This is a genomic window from Bacillota bacterium, assembly GCA_013178415.1.
Taxonomy (GTDB): domain Bacteria; phylum Bacillota; class SHA-98; order Ch115; family Ch115; genus Ch115.
The window spans coordinates 1-16,911 of record JABLXA010000017.1; the positions used below are offsets into that span (position 1 = coordinate 1).

Below are 16,911 nucleotides of genomic sequence, written 5' to 3' on the forward strand. Positions count from 1 at the left end.
GCTTGCAGGTTTCAGGTCGGATATATATGTGGTCGTCCGACCGAGCCCGTACCAGCGTGAATGAAGAGATAGAAAATGATTCCGAAGAAAAATAAGTAACATCAGGGGCAGGGGTGCGAAATGTAGGCTTCATTATTTCCAGAGGGCAGGGTTCCCGCGGAGCGTCACCCTTCTCATGTGGGTCTTCAATATTGCCCTTGCCGGTGGGCTCAGGTTCGTTATACGTTACTACCGCGAGTTGTTGTCCAGGAAGGGCCTTTGGCCGGGGCGGGGCGGGGTTCTGGCCCGGGGAGCAAAAGGCTTCCCCACCCTGATAATAGGCGCTGGTGAGGCCGGGAATATGGTGGCCCGGGAACTCCGATCCCACGGAGAGCTCCCTTACAAGCCTGTCGGGTTTATCGATGATGACCCTGCCAAGGTGGGCTACAGAGTGGCGGGTCTTCCTGTATTGGGCGGTAGGAAGGACCTCCCTCAGATTGTAAGGCGTTATTCCATCAAACAGGTCATAATAGCTATGCCTTCAGCACCTGGCACGGTAGTCAGGGAGATCGTGGACTTATGTAAGGGGCTGGATATTAGTCTAAAAACCCTCCCGGGGGTATATGAGCTCATCGATGGCAGGGTGAGCGTGAGGTCTATACGGGATGTCCAGATAGAAGACCTCCTGCGCCGTGAACAGGTGAAGGTGGACCTTGAAAGCATCGCAGGGTATCTGGGAGGCAAACGGGTGCTCATAACAGGGGCAGGGGAGTCTATAGGCTCTGAGCTTTCGAGGCAGGTGGCCAGGTTCAAGCCGGCAGAGCTTCTGCTCTTGGGTCATGGAGAGAATAGTATTACGAGATCGAAATGGAACTCCGGGCGAACCACCCTGATCTCGAGTTGGTCCCGATTATCGCCGATATAAGGGACCAGGACAAGATAGACCGCGTCTTTGAGCGATTCAGGCCGGAGGTGGTGTTCCACGCGGCGGCTCATAAGCATGTGCCGCTCATGGAGGCGAACCCCGACGAGGCCATTACCAATAACATCTTCGGCACCTAGAACGTGGCATCGGCCGCCGACAGATACGGGGCCGAGAGGTTTGTGCTTATCTCCACGGACAAGGCTGTAAACCCTACAAGCGTTATGGGCTCGAGCAAGCGGGCAGCCGAGATCCTGATCCAGGCCCTCAACTGGAGGAGCAAGACCAAGTTCGTTGCCGTAAGGTTCGGGAATGTCCTGGGAAGCCGTGGGAGCGTGATACCCCTTTTCACGAAGCAGATAGCCCGGGGAGGGCCTGTGACCGTGACCCACCCGGAGATGAGGCGATATTTTATGACCATCCCGGAGGCTGTCCAGCTTGTGATACAGGCTGCGGCCCTGGGTGAGGGCGGGGAGATCTTCGTCCTCGATATGGGAAAGCCTATCAGGATCCTGGATATGGCCCGGGACCTCATAAGACTTTCAGGGCTTGAACCGGGTAAGGATATAAAGATTGAGTTCACGGGTATACGCCCGGGGGAAAAGCTCTTCGAGGACCTCTTTACGAGCGATGAGAAGCTTCTTGTAACTAAGCACGAACGGATTTTTGTCGCCAGGGATTCATCTGCTTTCGACGGAGACCTTGAGCAGTTCTTCCGGACCTGCCGGGAGATGGCAGCTGCAGGGGAAAAGGGCGGGAACGCCTTCGTAAACTGGATAAAGGGGCTTTCAAACTATAACGCGAGGCAGGAGAATTAAAAGTAGCGGCTATATCCCAAGGGGGTCGATATGAATGGCGGATCCCGCAAAGGATTTTACTCACTCTATCGATCTTACCCAATATTGCTCTACATTTCAGAACAGTAGCTCCGGTATGGACAGGTGGTGTGAGCCTCAGTAAGGTAGATCGCCTCCACGAGACGGCCATCATCAGCAGTCAGCGCTCATGGCTAGAGGTGTTTGTGCGTGGGGTTGGCGGTCAGGTGAGAGGACCCTACCGGGAATGAACGTAGCGAGCGGCTTCGATAAAGAGAGATACGGGAAGACCGAAGCAACAGATGAACGAGTCCGCCTGTACGAAGCCGGCCTGTGCGATGTCTCCCAGATTTTCGGGGCTACCGGCTGGCGGCGGCGCTTCCGATTGGCTATTCAGGACCGTATGAGCCTTGACACTTCTGTTCCGTCGAGAATTCAGGCCGGGCGTTCCTATACTCCGGATTTCGCAAGGCAATCCAACGAAGTAAGCCTGGTAACGGTTTAGATGAGGTAGCTATTCACCTATTTGGTGAAGGCCATGAGAGAGCAAAAAGTGATAAATAGGACCCTGTTGCCCAGAGATGTGGACGTAATGAGCACTTCATTGCGATTTACGTTGTGAAATACATATGGCGACACGAATGCGGGATTGAAAGAAATGTAGAGGGGTGCGGGTATGGAAAAGTGGGGCCTAGATGAAGTGGTCGATGTATTGCGCGGACTTTATGATAGTGAAATCATCGTTGAGCTGTACTATATAGAGTGGACGGATCATGGGGAGGTGCTTGAGAAGATATTAATTACACGCACATTAATATGCCTTGACGAGGTTGCAATAGACTATAAACCAGGGGAAACTTCAACGGGTAATATTATCGAATTTCCTTACATCACATTGTTTGGCGAGATTATTGAGACCAGTAAAGGAACAACAACTACAGAGATAACTATCCCTATTGATGATGAGGACATGGTTGGAGTGGATATCGACCAGGATGGAGAACTTGATATATCGACAGGCCCTTTTTGGGAGTTTCATATAATCCCTACGCGCGAACCTCTCAGGCATCGCATCAGCGATTTAATCGATAAGGCCAACAAGCTACGGGAGCAAGGATTCGATGCTTAATAGGACATCGTCAAGCTGATCAGGACGAAATGGCAAGAAAGTAGGATCTTACAGCCTGCTAGCGAAGGATCTTTCTAATCTCCTAAAGGATAAGGATTCACTTGTTGGAGGTTTGAGGGGAACGTTGTCCCTTTGTAAAGGTTGAACTGATCCATGTGGGATGAATGATGCCGTGAAAACAGCAAATTAGCTCTAACCGACCTTCCCTGGCAGAAGCATGAACATTCTCATCCCATACACTCTCGTGGGTCTGAATATGAACGTGTCCGCGCCCTCCGCGCTGCTTCGACAACTTGGTGAGTACCTTTCTTGCTATAGAATCTCGACTTCTCATGGGCTGGTGTTCAACCGTATCAGGAGGACGGACAAGGCCTTGGGAGCCTTTTTGAAGGCGAAGGGGGTCTGATTAGCAGGTCGCCGCAAATCCCGTCATATCCGGATCTACGTGAGTGCATTCTCGAGACTGTCAACTGGGTCGAGCATGGTTGTGAGCGGATCGAGTTGGACGTATGGTATGTCGAACATTGGTCGCTATGGCCGGATTTCTATATTTTTAGGAAGAAATCGGCCTTTACTTGGAGATGACATCCAGGGAAGGCCTGGCTGATCTTAATCTTATCTTTTGATAACCTATTGCATATCACATTAACTTATAATATCTTATAAGGGGGCGGCGTGAGTGGGCCTCCGGGATGCCTATCTTCGTAGCGCTGCAAAAAGACGAATCTATACTATCAGCAGTCATGCCTTCCAAAGAATGGGCGAAAGGGCTATAACTGAAGAAGATATAGAAAAATGCGGCCTGGAGGGACAGGTCCTTGAGGAGCAAGATCATGAAGGGGATGTCAAGCTTCTTGTGCAGGGAATTGATAGTGAAGGCGAGTTCTTCTATATGGTGGTTGCCTTAGCTTATCCGCGCCCAGTTATAGTCACTGTCTGTCGTTTCCGAGAGGAAGCATGGGAGGACTTGGGCTCCACCAAAAAGAGAAAACGCTAGGCCATATTGAGATTGAGATGGGGGCGAGCCTATGAAATGCTATGTGTGCGGCGGGGAAATGAGGCGGACAAAGAAAGATGTGGAGGCAAACTGGAAGGGGCGACAGGTAGTCTTTCGTGGTATGGAGCCCTGGGTGTGTCAATCATGCGGTGAGGAGGTATATGAGCCAGATGATGTCCGGCTTATGCAGAGCCTTATCCGCGGCACTATGTCCCTCGAAGATTATCCTCAGATTATGAATGTTGAGGAGGTAGCCGACCTTCTGCGAGTAAGTAGTCAAACCGTTTATAATCTGGCTCGCGCTGGGAAGCTGCCAGCAGTTAAGGTAGGGCGTGAGTGGAGATTCGACCGCGAAAAGGTCCTGGAGGCGCTTAGCCGTAATACCTCTAAGGAGGATGCACCAACCGGAGAAAAAACGGTAGGGCTAGCCGCCCGGGGTGGTAGCCCCAAGGGCATTTCAGAAAGGGACCAGGAGATAATCAGAAAACATCTAGCAGAAATGAGTCTGGGTTAAGGGGGTGGACAAGTGGCTCTATCTCCTTCCCAATATGCCAGGAATCTCCGGTTCGAGCTTAAACTGTCTGGCCCTGTTGATGTTATGGCCGTGGCGAAAAGGCTTGACATCATGGTATTTGAAGAAGATCTCAGCGGTTTTGAGGGTTGCCTACTTCGGGCCAACGGGAACGTCCGAATTCTGGTGAGTTCCTCAGTTTCCTATCAAACCCGCAAGCATTTCACTATAGCTCACGAGTTCGGCCATTTCTATATGCCCCATCACCAGAGGGACATATTCTCATGTAAAGCCGAGGATATTGCCTCTTACCAAGGTAATGCGGAACAAGAGAACGAGGCTAATGAGTTCGCTGCCGAATTCCTTTTGCCGGCGAATGAAATCGAAGGGCACCTGAGATCGAGCCCAGATATGGCCATAATCCGCGAACTCAGTGAAAAATATGGTACTTCCCTGACGGCAACAGCGATACAGGTTGTGAAGACTACCTCTGAGCCTGTAACAGTGGTTCTTTCGGAATTAGGCGAGGTAAGATGGTTTGTGCGCTCTAAGAGCTTCCCGTTTCACATCAGGAGGGGCCGGCTTCACGAATGGACCTATGCATCCGATTATTTTAGCGGTAAAGAGCTCCCTGAAGCAGCACAAGATGTATTGGCGATCGCCTGGTGTGATGGTGTTCCACGAGATAGACTGATCATTGAGGAATCAGTTGCCTTTGGTCATCTGGGAATGGTAATGAGCATACTTCGAATTCCTGTAGATGAAACCATACTCGAAGAGGAATAGTTAAAGCTTCGGGAGTGCGATTTGCACATGTCAAAAGGCTATTTTCTTCCCTCCCGCCCGCAAACCCGCCGCCCGGTCCCCCTACGAGGGTACTCGCTGACAACAGAAGTTTCCACCGGTCGCCGAGAAGCATGCATGCCCCTGCGTTCAGGACGGCGCTGCGATCAATGAGGTTTGCGAGTACCGAGCCTAAGACGGATGTGAATTCGTCGTGCTGATATGTTAGCTGGTGAATGCATAGTGGCGAGCCAGGTAAGTGCGGTCGCCTGCGAGCCACGATACGTAATTGTAGGAATCTTCAACGACCGGTAGATGATCTATCGTAATGGGGATGAAAGGGAAGCGATACACTCCCTAAGCAGCCATAGATCCTATACCATATAGAGTATGGTGCCCTGCGGAAATGTCTTTTCAATCTGGGCGTGAAAGAACTCCTGGAGTTCTGCTGTGTCCAGGACGCAAGAGAGAAGTCGCTTTCTATATCTGGTAGAGGCGGCTATCCCGGACTTCACCAGCGCCGGCCCGTCCGCGACGCTCAACTATATGGGTTAGAACTCGACTTTGCTGTGATTCCAGACCAGTGGTTTAGAAAACTGGCTCCCAGTCCGAGTACCATGCGAGAGCTGTAAACGGTGCCGGCTGCTGCCACCACGGGCGAGGTGCTACCGGCAGGACTTGACAATATTCTATCTTTCGCTATGATAATTGTATACATTTTTATCATCATAATGTGGATACTGTTCATGAGAGTGCAGATTCTAGCGCTGGGGCCGCGCGTTCCCAGGACTTGATTGATCCCGGTGGTGTGTTCGGGAGGTGTATCTCAATGGACCTCTGGAAGAATAATCTCGATGTTTTCCGCGAGCAGAACCCATGGTGGGTGTCGGGAGCGGTTCCTGTTGACCTGGTCGGGTCCGTCCGCAGGTTGTACTATGACCATATCGCAGAGCACCTCGCCACCCAGCGGGAAGTCCTCCTTCTCGAGGGTCCCCGCCGTGTCGGTAAAACCACCCTCATCTACCAGGCAATCGCCCATCTTCTGGCGTCCGCAACACCGCCCAGCCGCATCCTGTATGTGTCCGTAGACGACCCATATCTCAACAGGGGGACTCTTTTCAAGGACATACAAGACTACTTCGAGCACTTCGCGGCGAAGCGGGACCTCCGTGGCGCTGAGGGAACATTCTACGTGTTCCTTGACGAGGTGACAGCCCTGGATGACTGGGAGCTTTATGTAAAGCGCTACTATGACCTGAAGTATCCACTCCGGTTCGTGTGCACGAGCTCGGCTGCGGCGTTCTTGAAAAAGCGCTCACGCGAGAGTCTGGCCGGACGGATATCCGCGGTCCAGGTCTATCCATTCTGCCTGTCTGAGGCCGCCAGTCTGAGGGGAATGGGGTCGAAGCTTGCTGAGGCACATGCATTGATTCGCGAGACCTGGGCGTCGTTTTACAAGCACCTTGATGTAACGCGACTCCATGCCGGACTGCAAGAGGTGGAGAAGGAGTTTGGGACGCTCCTTTTGGATGAGCTGCCGCTGAGGCTCTACCTCCTTGAGGGTGGCTTTCCCGAGTATATACTTGCCAAGTCGCCACGCTACAAGGACCATTACTTCCTGGAGAGTGTTGTGGACAGGACGCTCTTTCATGATATCGGGCCGGTTTTTGGCGCGACGGACTTGCACCTCCTGCAAAGGCTGTTTTTATATGCCAACAACCAGAGCGGCGCCCTCCTGAACGTTTCAGAGGCATCCAGGAACCTGGGAGCACCGTATTCGACAGTAGCCGGCTACCTTCGCTCCTTAAGCTCGGCTGGGCTGCTGTATCTTCTGTCGAAATTCGCAACCTCTGTGGAGGCTGAAGCGCGGTCCATCGAGCGCGTATACGCCATTGACCCGGGGCTTTACCTTTCACTCGCGCGCGTCGAGCCGACCGATCTGGACCAGACGGGTGGGTGGGGACGCCTCGCAGAGATCTGCGTGTTTGGCGAATTCAAGCGTCATGATCTGCGAGACATTCGTTATTGGAGGGACCGGGAGCGCGAGGTTGACTTCGTCGTGGATTGCGCTGGCGCCCTGCTGGCTATTGACGTGAAGTTCAGGGACGATCCCCTCGACCCACGCGGACTTCGCGGTCTCGAACAATTTACCCGCAGGTTCTCGCCGGCAGTCCGTATCATTGTGAGCAAGGATACGCACCGTCTTTGCGATGACCGGACGCTCGTGGTGCCGCTGCGACTTTTCCTGGGCTAGGAGATTGATCGAGAACTCCCTATGGATTTCGATTGCCTCGGTCAGACTCAGAAATCCGAGATATGGATGCAGATATTGTAAGTAATTCGGCATCCTTAAGGATGGGGGCAGTAGTTTAGCGGCCCCGAGTGAGATAGCATATGGTCGCCAGGGACAGTCACGCATCCACAGGTATGCGGACAATAGCATATTCCCGGCTCGCTGAAGATATTGATAGCTATCAGCATTGTCAACGGCGGATAGTGTTGGCCATCGGCATTGTTCGCTGAAGATGATGCTGGCCACCAGCACTGTCTATGGCGGATAGTGCCGGCTATTAGCATTATTCTCCGATGACATTGCTGTCCACCAGCATTGTTTCGGGCAGATAGTGCTGTCCACCAGCACAGTCCTCTCGAGACAATGCTAACCATCGGCATCATCTTTAACGGACAGTGCTAACTGTCAGCATCGTCTTCGGCGAACAGTGCTAATCGGCAGCATTATTTCCGATAAACAGTTCTAACCATCAGCACCGTTAATCTGTCACATGGAGTTTCAAAGCTCGGATGATCCAAGGATACTGTCAAGAATGCTGAGGTATGCGATAGAGATCCGTGATGCCCAGGGGGATTTCCCATATCAGGTTCTCCTTTACCTGGGTGATCGTCCAACCAATATGGAAAGCTGTATTATGTGCAAACGGGGAGATTTTGGAGGGATCGATTACTCACATAGACTGGTGGATATTGGTTTACTCACACGGGAATCACTCAAGTCAGCGGGGGTACCTGAATTATATGGGCTCTTGCCTCTTGCAGAAAGATCGACTCGGATGAAGGAGTCAGAGGGTTTTCTGAAGGATTGTGTAAATGATATTGTTAGCAGCCCTATAAGTGTTGAGGCAAAACAACAGATTCTTGTTCGAGCAGAGATTTTGGCAGGGTTAACGTTTGATGGGGAGACCATTGAGAGGATTTTCAGGGAGGTGGAGACTATGTTCGACATCGAGCGGTCGGCTGGGTACCAGCGGATTCTCAAAAAAGGCATCGAGCAGGGCAAGATAGAGGGCAAAATAGAAGGCAAGATAGAAGGCAAGAAGGAGTTGGCGATAGATGTAGCGATGAAACTGCTCAGGAGGAAATTCAAGCGGATTCCTTCTGGATATCTTGAGAGGATTAAATCTCAGGAATTATCCACTCTTGAGAGGATCACGGAAAACATATTCGACATCGAAAAGCCGGAAGACCTCGATCGGTATCTTTCGTAGAGCTTATCCGAATTCTATAACCTTGGTGAGGGTAGGAGAGTGCCCTGGGGTGCTCCAGGGCGTTTTTTAGGAATCTGGACTCACAGATACCCAAGACCGCAGCGCCGGGGCCGCAGGCGAGCTACCTTGTACAGCTTGCCTGGTCTAGGCTTCCAGCGAGAGGCTCACCGAATCCGCATCCTTCGTGCCATGTGACCGGGCCCCCGATAAGAAAGCAAACCTCAAATCAAGGGGAAGACTGCCACACTGTCTTGACACGTACGTTGTGCGGAACTTGGCTGGAGTGCCTTGGAATATGTGGTATAATAGCAACGGGAGGTTCACCCGGGGAGTGGGGTAAGATAGATCATGGCGCTAAGGTTAGAATTGATTGTTATAAATCCACGCGGGAAAGCCCGTGGTCTTAGCCGCGGGAGGACGTCAGTTTTGTATTTCGAGTCATTTTGTTAGGTTGCCACAAGGGAGTCAGTGCGGAGGTGGGATACCATGGAGCGTATAGAGCTACGTATACCACATGCTCTGAATATGCTGCCTAATAAAGAAAAGGGCATTTTCTCGAGGGCGATAGCATCTTCAGCCAAGCTGAGGATGGCAACCCTGGAGAAGAGGCTGAAGGATGCGCAAACCATGTTGCAGAGATTCGAGAATAAGTATGGCAAGTCTTATCGGGATTTCGAAAGCAGCTTCCCTGACGATGCCGATATGGAGATCCACGAGGATCTTGTGGAATGGGCCTTCTGGGATCGTGTGGCGGAGGATTGCTCTGCGGCCATAAATGGTTATAGACTTCTGACAGGTCGATGAGGGAGACTGCCAGATGGAATCTATTGAGGATTTGCTTACTGAATTTGGCGATATTGTATCGGATATAGATGTTGATTCGATTTCCACTGACAAAGATGACTATAGGCATATTAAAGTCATACTTAGGTTTATTGACGGAAGTAGCCTGAGGATAAGTGAATTTGCCACCCCCGGTAAAAACCCCATTAGGTATAGCTACTATTGGCTAGATAGCTGCAGTAACCTGATTATTGGCTGGGATAATGCGCCTCACCACAGGAGTATCTCGACATTCCCGCATCACCAGCATGTTCGTCACTAGAATAATGTGTCACCATCGGAGAAGCGGAACCTCAAGGATGTTTTGTATGAGATCCGGAGCCGCATAGGGGGAGAGGTCGACGGGTGTTGACGTAGTGCCTACCAATGCTATACCATATAGAGTATGGTGCCCTGCGGAAATGTCTTTTCAATCCGGGCGTGAAAGAACTCCCGGAGCTCCGCCATTAAATCGTCAGGATAGACATATTTACCATACCCGAATTGTCCGTACTTGAATCTGCGTTCCTTTTCGTCCAGCGGAACCTCTGTGCCGGGATATGCTTGCTGAATGATTCCCTTTGATCTTGTGGTGAAACGGTGAGTTATGAGTTCAAAAGTAACGGGGGTATCGCCCGGTATATACTCCTTTACTGTATCCAGCAGTCTTCCGTATTCCTCGCGCCACCCGCGAAACGCAAAGATGGGCCCGATTAGGAACCCGAGGGGGTATCCCGCTTCTAGTACCTTCTTGGCCGCCTCCAGCCTGAATCGGAGCCGCGGCGCTCCGGTTTCGAATCTCTTGATTACGGATTCACAGTTGATGCTAAACCTGATCTCGGTTTTTCCTCTGTGGTCGGCGCCTAACAGGCCGTCGATATCGGTATATTTAGTTACAAACCGGAACCTCGCATCATTCAGGAAAGCAAAGAATTTGACTGCCTTTTGTATGGAGCCCGTCCAGCTTTCCACAGAGATAGGGTCCGACGTAGCAGCGCCTTCAAATATCGTCGTTTCTGGTCGGCGTTCATCTACATACTCCCCGGCCCGATTCAGGATATCGTCGACGTTTACATAGACCTTAATATAGGGCCTTCTTCCAAGATTAGTATTGAGATAGCAGTACTGGCACAATCCAGGGCACCCGGAGGTCAATGGCAATTGGTAATGGGCAGATGGTTTGCAGGTCTGAAACTCCCGTCCCTGCCAGACTAGTACCACTATTGTCCGTTTGGCCGCTAAGAAACCCTCTCTGAATGTTTCATGCGAGGATACAGGGATCCTCTTTTCATAGACCAGCGTTCTTATCCCTCCGGCTTCGAACCGCTTCATGAGTTCGTTTCCCAGAGGATAAGAAAGGGCATTTCTCTGAATTAACGCCAGCTTCGGGATAAAAGGACTCATAACTATCACCCAATATACTATTTTGTCCAGGGCGCAAAGGAGAAATCGCTTCCCGTATTATATGGTGGAATACTAGACCCTTTGCGCCGCGGAAATCACCACAGGTTGCGAACTTCAACGTCACTGAAGGGATGTTCAAGACTATGGGAAATTCGCTGCCAAACTGATCAAACGACAAAGGAAAAGATCCTGGGATGGCGAAGATATAAGAAATTCATGAACCTAAAGGTGGAGGCGGCTATCCTGGACTTCACCAGCGCTGGCCTGTTCATGATGCTCAACTATAAAAATAACGTATCTTCCGGTGGGCAGGCAAACCGGCAGAAGAGAATACTCAGAATTGGCAAGCCAGAAGGGAGGCAGGCGGCTCTCCTCCCCGTCCTTACCGCCGGGGTCTCCAGTCCGCAGATTCCGTGATGAAGAGTCAGATCGAAATGGCATACAATGAGCTGATCCGGAGATTTATTTCCTGGGCCTGTAGCCGTGAGGATATCCGGACCGTTTTTATCGTTGGATCCCGGGCACGGGTAGATCATCCTGCTGACGAATGGTCGGATCTTGACTTAGTTATCGTCACGAGAGATCCAGAATACATTTTGTCCTCATCGGAATGGTTGAAAGAGATAGGCGAATCATGGATATCCTTCATCGAAGGCACTGCTGTGGGAGAAGGTAATGAGCGTCGCGTCCTATTTGAACATGGATTAGATGTAGACTTTGCTGTGATTCCAGACCAGCGGTTTAGAAAACTGGCTTCTAGTCCCGAGGTTGGAGATATATTTCAGCGTGGAATTCATGTGCTGCTGGATAAAGATAACCTCACGGTCGATTCGCCTTCTTCATCCGGAAAGGCTCCGGACATACCTTCATCTTTTCCACCGTCAGAAAGGGACTTCGTTAATCTCATAAACGACTTTTGGTACCACGCGGTGTGGACTGCGAAGAAGTTGTTGCGAGGGGAATTGTGGACGGCGGTATTCTGCCTGAATTGTTATATGCATAGTAAAGTGTTGCGTGTCTTGGAATGCCATGCAAGAGCCGTAAACGGTGCCGGCTATGATACCTGGCACAGGGGGCGTTTTCTTGAGGAGTGGGCGGATAGGCGCGCTCTGGAGGGATTACGGAGTTCTTTTGCCTATTATGATGAAGATGATGCCTGGCGTGCATTGATATCTATTATGGATCTATTCCGGTGGCTGGCTGTTGAGACCGCTGGAAGACTGGGTTTCCACTACCCGGTGTTTGAAGATGAGCGGGCGACGGAGTGGGTAAAAAGTCATTTGTTTCCCTGATAGTTATCGATTCCGGGCCCCGATGGCATCGCTGACACCGGAGAGAGTGGAAACTGGGTAAATGAGATTACCCCGGCCGGAGCCGGGGCAATGATAAGGTGAATCTGATTGGCTCGGATACAATCACGCATCCTCAAGGACGCGGACGCTGGCATACCTTATATGGTTCATGGCAGGGGAGCGACCATGCCTTCATTCTCCGGCGGACAGTGTTAGCTACTAACACTATTCCCGACTCCCGGCGGATAATGCTGGCCACTAGCATTGTCTGCGGTGGATAGTGCTGACCGCCAGCGCTGTTCCCTGGGGATAATGCTGGCCATTAACATCGTCCTCAACGTACAGTGCTAACCGCCAGCATCGTCCCCGGCGAACAGTGCTAACCGTTAACCCTATTCCGGATGGACGATGCTAATCATTAGCATTGTCCCCGTCGGACGGTGCTAAGTATCAGCACCATCATCGCCGCATGGTGCTGGCCACCAGCACTATCCCCGCTGCGTAGTGCTGGCCGCGAGCATTGCCCCGCTGGATAGTGCTGGCTACTGACACCGTTCCTGGCTGAAAGGCTGTGGATGCACTGGAGCTGATGCCGCCCGTTCTATTCCTCAGTTCGAAAGCGGCCGCCATCTCCAACAAGTCGAGGGTGGCCACTATCCCCAGCAAGTTTCTCTCGCCGAGGACCTTCAACATAGCCGACAAATGTGGATTTGACGGAGTATATTTAAGGTAGGCACCCATGCCGGTTTAACCAGCATCACCAGGGGGATGAAAACCGTCGCGCATATTTCAGGTTAGTCCCCCATGCCGGTCTAGCTGGCACCATCAGAGGCACCAGATTTGACGACATGGCGAGGGTCGTGGATATGACGCACTTGTGGACTTATGGATAACCCCTTCAGGGTTACCCACAGGGTCCACAACTGCTTGGACAACGCTTCGCGTTGCCCACATATCCACAACTCCGGAGGCTACATTGGTTTATAGATCTACAATGTCAATCTTAGAAGTTGCCTCGGGCAGGGAGGGCATGCATAAAAGGGCGCGGCCGTAGTATGCCCGGGCATTGCTTCAACTTCGGAGTTGGATATCTATAATTCATGGAGAACGGAGATAGGGCGAGACCGAGAAACCCGGCTTCAAGAGATTGAGATAGGGGTGGAGAGGTTGCTCAAATGGACCAGTGATCTTTCCACCGCGACATCGGAGTAATCAATGATCAGCACAGGGAGCTTTTCAAAAGGGTCAATAGTCTGATCTCATCTGTTGGCCAGGGTAAGGGGAAAGATTGGATAGCCGCGGTAGTTCCCCCATGGCGGTCTCCGGCCGTCGCCATCGAGAGGATGAAAATGGCAGCTGCCGGCTATTGTCAAGGTAGGCTTTCCCAGTGGCTATGTTGTAATGCATTTTGGCACTGATGAGTAGTATATTGGCAGTAGTATATCCCCCATCCATCTGTGGCGCAACATCAAGACAAGTATTGGTCGAGGTCTTCTAGCTTCTCGATCTCGAATATGTTCTCTGCAATCGTCTCAAGGGTAAACACATCCTGAGATTTGATTTTCTCAAGATATTCGGGTGGAAGCTTCTTAAACTTCTTACGAAGCTGCCGCAAAGTGAGTTCAGAAAGAGCTTCCCTCTTGCCTTTCTCTATACCCTTTTCTATACCCTTCTCTATACCTTTCTCTATACCCTCTTCCAGGATCAATTGATATCCGGCAGATTGTCTGATGTCAAACATATCCACTACCTCCCTGAAAATCCTCTCGATAATCACCTTACCAAATGCCAACCCAGCGAAAATCTCCGCCATAACCAGGGTCTTCTGTTTTTCCTCAAGCCCCATGGGACTGTTTATAATGTCATCCACACATTCCTTCAAAAACTCATCCGGCTTTTCCCTGCGAGTCTTCCTTTCAGCCAAAGGCAAGAGCGCATATACCTCTGGTATGCCTGCAGATTTAAGAGATTCCCGGGTTAGTGCACCAATATCCACAATCTTATACCGGTAATTTAGCCCGCCGAGATTTCCCCGGTCGCACGCAATGTTGTCTTTCATATGGGGCGGATAAGACCCAAGGTAGAGTAAAATCTGATACGGGAAGTCCCCGTATGAGTCATAGATTTCAGTCGCATACCGGAGCATCCTCACCTGCATTTTTGGGTCGTCTGTCGTTTGAAACTCCATATGACAAATGGCAGGCTCATTTCCACTTAAGCCCCTCACGACCAGGTCAGAGGACTTCATCTCGATCCGGTTAAACTCCACATTGAGAGGCCGGACATCCTCCAGAGTTATCCCGCCAAAATATTCTATTAATCCTTCCTCGCTGCCTGAGAATAAATTCTTGATGGTTACATCGTATTTCTGTCCCGTCTGTTCCGGCAAATTAACCCCTCCCGACCTGGTTCTAGTTTTAGTTTACCACATTTATGCAGGACTCTCAATCGGCATTGAGTAGCTGGCAGGGTTACATCAAAGCCGCGCCGGGAATCCTAGTGGGACCTTCCTAGTTAGTGCACAGACAAAAGCGAGAATCCAGGTACCGCAAAGGTTTCCGACCTTGTACTCCTGTTACTAACTGGCTAGCCGGTGCATCGCCTCCAGATTGAGAGGTTGGGCAAGCATGCATTATTGCGCCTCATTTTTTGGTCCGAATAAGCGGAAGAAATCAATTACCTTATTATTGCTATCTGTGGCGAGTGAAATTCCAACAAGAGCAACCACATACTGCCGGTAGATGGTTTTGAACCTGATTTTCCATGAGGTCGCCCATATCGTCCACGGGCGCGGAGCCTAGCTCCAGGTGCTGCCGCGTGTCGGCAGATAGGAAAGCCGATAGCATGCTGGATTGTGCCCTTGACTATTTGCTTCTTTTGTCTTACTCTAAAGTAAGAGGATGGGGAGGTGGTCAGCGTGGAAGGCACGTACGTATCATCGAAGGGGCAGGTTGTCATACCAAAGGCGGTCAGAGATGCAGCGGGCCTTAGAGTCGGAACAAGACTCAAAGTTACTCTGAAAGAGGACGGGATATTGCTGACTCCCGTGCGTGCGGAGACTGCCGATGTCCTGTATGGCCGTTTTAGGGGCCAGGATTTAATTGCCGATCTGGAAGCTGAACATCGGGCTGAGGTTCGACGGGATTCCGAGATTGGGGCTCCGCGAAAGGCATCCGGAAGGTCGACCAACACAAAGGGGGCCCGAAAACCTTGACCCTACATCGAGTTACCCTTGATTCCTGGGCCATCCTGGCATGGCTCCAAGGTGAACCTTCAGGCAGCATAGTGAGAGACCTTTTGATGTGGCGCATGGGACATGCCTCAGCTAGTGAGTCCCTTGAATCCATATTCCAGCGGGCCGGTGGGCCTCCAGAGGTATTTCTCAATATCATAAACCTTGGAGAGGTGTTTTATATCCTGGGGAGAAAGCTCGGGGAGCGGACCGCTTTCGAAACAATACGGCAGGTTCAAGCTATGCCTTTAGAGATCGTTCCAGCCGATGATAAGACAGTCTTTGATGCTGCGCGCATAAAGGTCAGAAACCGTGTATCATATGCTGATGCATTCGCCATAGTTACCGCCAAAAAGAAGGGTGCCATACTTTTGACAGGTGATCCTGAAATGCGGGATGTGGCAGATGTCAAGGTTCATTATATGCGGGGAGCGTAAGCAAGGCCACTTAGGCTTCATGTCAAGGATCGTCGAAGGAACACATCGAGACTCATGGAAAGGGTAATTGCGATATTCGTTGAATAATGCTAGTGGCCATGGGTGTAGTGATTGGGCCATGTCTTGCGGAAGGAATTTGCGCATGCCAATGTCCTTTTCGTAGAACATAATGCTTAACCTCCCGCGGGATATTCTTCCCGAAGGGGCCAGGCCAGGCGATGTTCTATCTATTATCGTCAGAGTTGATGAGGCGGCGACAAAGGAGAGGACAAGGCGGTCATAGAGACTCCTTGTACAGCCCGCCTGGTCTAGGCTTCCAGCGAGAGGCTCACCGAATCCGCATCCTTCGTGCCATGTGACCGGGCCCCCAATAGGAAAGCAAACCTCAAATCAAGGGAAAGACTGCCACACTGTTCTTGACACGTACTCCGTTTTTCATTTTGTAAAGCTGGCCGCGCGCAAGTTCTTTGGGCATAAGCCGGTATGGATCGGCGCCGATCAGGTTCAGGTAGCTACCACCGAAAAGCTTCTTGTCGACTGTCTCAATTTTCCCTAGTACGCCAGGGGGATCAGAGAGGTTGCCAAGCTACTGTGGCATGGCAGGCAAACTCACGTCCAGGCGGAAAAGGGCCTACCTGAGCGCTCTGTCGAGCACGACTATTGCCTAAGTAGTAGACAGGATTATCTCGATCCGTGGCGAATGAAATTGTAACAAGAGCAACCACATGCTACCGGTAGATGGTTTTGAAACAGCCTGGGAGAATAAAATATGGTGTGGATATCAAGTTCTCTTGACTATCATAGTCACGCCGAAGAGGATGATTTATGCTTTGGTTAGGTGGTAGCCATGGTTGAGCATGGGTTGCGAATGAGCACAGAAGGCGAAGAAGTAAGAGATGGGGTACCCCTCTCTGGTTGCGAATGTTTTTAAGGGTGTGCAGGAAACCCTCTGTTACATCGCGATGGCAGAGTTACGATATAATGGGCGGAGAAAGGTACGCGTACCGAGCGGGATTCTGGACTAATACCGGTTGATCAGGGTTACGGAACACAACAGCGTCTATACTGCCGATATTGCACCGGCA

The 16,911-nt window shown here is 51.1% G+C and carries 18 protein-coding genes and 1 pseudogene; 15 read left to right on the plus strand and 4 right to left on the minus strand.

Going from position 1 to position 16,911, the window contains the following annotated elements; translation table 11 throughout:
• Positions 1 to 91: 91 nt before the first annotated feature.
• From HPY52_12530 to HPY52_12555, 6 genes and pseudogenes are all read left to right on the plus strand, one after another.
• A pseudogene (locus HPY52_12530) lies at positions 92 to 1,719 on the plus strand (polysaccharide biosynthesis protein).
• 244 nt (positions 1,720 to 1,963) lie between these two features.
• Positions 1,964 to 2,221, plus strand: coding sequence for a hypothetical protein (locus HPY52_12535; protein NPV81075.1), 258 nt, complete (start codon positions 1,964 to 1,966; stop codon positions 2,219 to 2,221).
• 171 nt (positions 2,222 to 2,392) lie between these two features.
• Positions 2,393 to 2,845: a hypothetical protein gene (locus HPY52_12540; protein ID NPV81076.1), complete on the plus strand. Its 453-nt coding sequence runs from the start codon at positions 2,393 to 2,395 to the stop codon at positions 2,843 to 2,845.
• Positions 2,846 to 3,602: 757 nt separating this feature from the next.
• Positions 3,603 to 3,842, plus strand: a complete 240-nt coding sequence (locus tag HPY52_12545; protein ID NPV81077.1) for a DUF4258 domain-containing protein — start codon at positions 3,603 to 3,605, stop codon at positions 3,840 to 3,842.
• A 31-nt stretch (positions 3,843 to 3,873) separates the two neighbouring features.
• Positions 3,874 to 4,356: a helix-turn-helix domain-containing protein gene (locus tag HPY52_12550; GenBank protein ID NPV81078.1), complete on the plus strand. Its 483-nt coding sequence runs from the start codon at positions 3,874 to 3,876 to the stop codon at positions 4,354 to 4,356.
• Positions 4,357 to 4,368: 12 nt separating this feature from the next.
• Positions 4,369 to 5,139, plus strand: a complete 771-nt coding sequence (locus tag HPY52_12555) for an ImmA/IrrE family metallo-endopeptidase (GenBank protein ID NPV81079.1) — start codon at positions 4,369 to 4,371, stop codon at positions 5,137 to 5,139.
• 371 nt (positions 5,140 to 5,510) lie between these two features.
• On the opposite strand, the gene HPY52_12560 is transcribed toward HPY52_12555, so the two are convergent.
• On the minus strand, positions 5,511 to 5,678 hold the full coding sequence (locus tag HPY52_12560; protein NPV81080.1) for a hypothetical protein: 168 nt from the start codon (positions 5,676 to 5,678) through the stop codon (positions 5,511 to 5,513).
• A gap of 191 nt (positions 5,679 to 5,869) precedes the next feature.
• Here HPY52_12560 and HPY52_12565 point away from each other — a divergent pair, with 191 nt between their 5' ends.
• From HPY52_12565 to HPY52_12580, 4 genes are all read left to right on the plus strand, one after another.
• Positions 5,870 to 7,390, plus strand: a complete 1,521-nt coding sequence (locus HPY52_12565; protein ID NPV81081.1) for an ATP-binding protein — start codon at positions 5,870 to 5,872, stop codon at positions 7,388 to 7,390.
• A gap of 571 nt (positions 7,391 to 7,961) precedes the next feature.
• Entirely contained in the window at positions 7,962 to 8,639 is a 678-nt protein-coding gene (locus tag HPY52_12570) for a DUF4351 domain-containing protein (protein NPV81082.1), read from the plus strand.
• A gap of 486 nt (positions 8,640 to 9,125) precedes the next feature.
• The gene (locus HPY52_12575) at positions 9,126 to 9,443 is read left to right on the plus strand and encodes a hypothetical protein (protein ID NPV81083.1); all 318 of its coding nucleotides are present in this window, start codon (positions 9,126 to 9,128) and stop codon (positions 9,441 to 9,443) included.
• A gap of 13 nt (positions 9,444 to 9,456) precedes the next feature.
• Positions 9,457 to 9,744, plus strand: a complete 288-nt coding sequence (locus HPY52_12580; GenBank protein ID NPV81084.1) for a hypothetical protein — start codon at positions 9,457 to 9,459, stop codon at positions 9,742 to 9,744.
• A 107-nt stretch (positions 9,745 to 9,851) separates the two neighbouring features.
• On the opposite strand, the gene splB is transcribed toward HPY52_12580, so the two are convergent.
• Positions 9,852 to 10,865, minus strand: a complete 1,014-nt coding sequence (gene splB, locus HPY52_12585) for a spore photoproduct lyase (GenBank protein NPV81085.1) — start codon at positions 10,863 to 10,865, stop codon at positions 9,852 to 9,854.
• Between the two features lie 216 nt (positions 10,866 to 11,081).
• Between splB and HPY52_12590 the strand changes: the two genes are divergently transcribed.
• Both HPY52_12590 and HPY52_12595 read left to right on the plus strand, forming a co-directional pair.
• A complete protein-coding gene (locus tag HPY52_12590; GenBank protein NPV81086.1) occupies positions 11,082 to 11,282 on the plus strand; it encodes a hypothetical protein in 201 nt (66 codons plus the stop codon).
• 17 nt (positions 11,283 to 11,299) lie between these two features.
• Positions 11,300 to 12,157 carry a hypothetical protein gene (locus tag HPY52_12595; protein ID NPV81087.1) on the plus strand — a complete coding sequence of 286 codons (858 nt, stop codon included), beginning with the start codon at positions 11,300 to 11,302 and terminating at the stop codon, positions 12,155 to 12,157.
• 459 nt (positions 12,158 to 12,616) lie between these two features.
• On the opposite strand, the gene HPY52_12600 is transcribed toward HPY52_12595, so the two are convergent.
• Positions 12,617 to 12,859 (minus strand): hypothetical protein, encoded by a 243-nt coding sequence (locus HPY52_12600; protein ID NPV81088.1) that lies wholly within the window; start codon positions 12,857 to 12,859, stop codon positions 12,617 to 12,619.
• A gap of 766 nt (positions 12,860 to 13,625) precedes the next feature.
• Positions 13,626 to 14,546, minus strand: a complete 921-nt coding sequence (locus HPY52_12605; GenBank protein ID NPV81089.1) for a DUF4351 domain-containing protein — start codon at positions 14,544 to 14,546, stop codon at positions 13,626 to 13,628.
• Between the two features lie 528 nt (positions 14,547 to 15,074).
• Here HPY52_12605 and HPY52_12610 point away from each other — a divergent pair.
• The 3 genes from HPY52_12610 to HPY52_12620 all read left to right on the plus strand — a co-directional run bounded on the left by HPY52_12610 (position 15,075) and on the right by HPY52_12620 (position 16,109).
• A complete protein-coding gene (locus HPY52_12610) occupies positions 15,075 to 15,371 on the plus strand; it encodes an AbrB/MazE/SpoVT family DNA-binding domain-containing protein (protein ID NPV81090.1) in 297 nt (98 codons plus the stop codon).
• Positions 15,368 to 15,826 (plus strand): type II toxin-antitoxin system VapC family toxin, encoded by a 459-nt coding sequence (locus tag HPY52_12615; GenBank protein ID NPV81091.1) that lies wholly within the window; start codon positions 15,368 to 15,370, stop codon positions 15,824 to 15,826. The genes HPY52_12610 and HPY52_12615 overlap by 4 nt, the downstream gene beginning before the upstream one ends.
• A gap of 169 nt (positions 15,827 to 15,995) precedes the next feature.
• Entirely contained in the window at positions 15,996 to 16,109 is a 114-nt protein-coding gene (locus HPY52_12620; protein ID NPV81092.1) for a DUF3006 domain-containing protein, read from the plus strand.
• Positions 16,110 to 16,911 lie beyond the last annotated feature (802 nt).

Excerpts from the sequence above, each read along its gene's own strand:
- HPY52_12535 (NPV81075.1), top strand. The coding sequence starts at position 1,964 with ATGAACGTAGCGAGCGGCTTCGATAAAGAGAGATACGGGAAGACCGAA.
- HPY52_12570 (NPV81082.1), top strand. The coding sequence starts at position 7,962 with ATGCTGAGGTATGCGATAGAGATCCGTGATGCCCAGGGGGATTTCCCA.
- HPY52_12580 (NPV81084.1), top strand. The coding sequence starts at position 9,457 with ATGGAATCTATTGAGGATTTGCTTACTGAATTTGGCGATATTGTATCG.
- HPY52_12595 (NPV81087.1), top strand. The coding sequence starts at position 11,300 with ATGGCATACAATGAGCTGATCCGGAGATTTATTTCCTGGGCCTGTAGC.
- HPY52_12590 (NPV81086.1), top strand. The coding sequence starts at position 11,082 with ATGAACCTAAAGGTGGAGGCGGCTATCCTGGACTTCACCAGCGCTGGC.
- HPY52_12575 (NPV81083.1), top strand. The coding sequence starts at position 9,126 with ATGGAGCGTATAGAGCTACGTATACCACATGCTCTGAATATGCTGCCT.
- HPY52_12620 (NPV81092.1), top strand. The coding sequence starts at position 15,996 with ATGCTTAACCTCCCGCGGGATATTCTTCCCGAAGGGGCCAGGCCAGGC.
- HPY52_12540 (NPV81076.1), top strand. The coding sequence starts at position 2,393 with ATGGAAAAGTGGGGCCTAGATGAAGTGGTCGATGTATTGCGCGGACTT.
- HPY52_12550 (NPV81078.1), top strand. The coding sequence starts at position 3,874 with ATGAAATGCTATGTGTGCGGCGGGGAAATGAGGCGGACAAAGAAAGAT.
- HPY52_12545 (NPV81077.1), top strand. The coding sequence starts at position 3,603 with ATGGGCGAAAGGGCTATAACTGAAGAAGATATAGAAAAATGCGGCCTG.
- splB (NPV81085.1), bottom strand. The coding sequence starts at position 10,865 with ATGAGTCCTTTTATCCCGAAGCTGGCGTTAATTCAGAGAAATGCCCTT.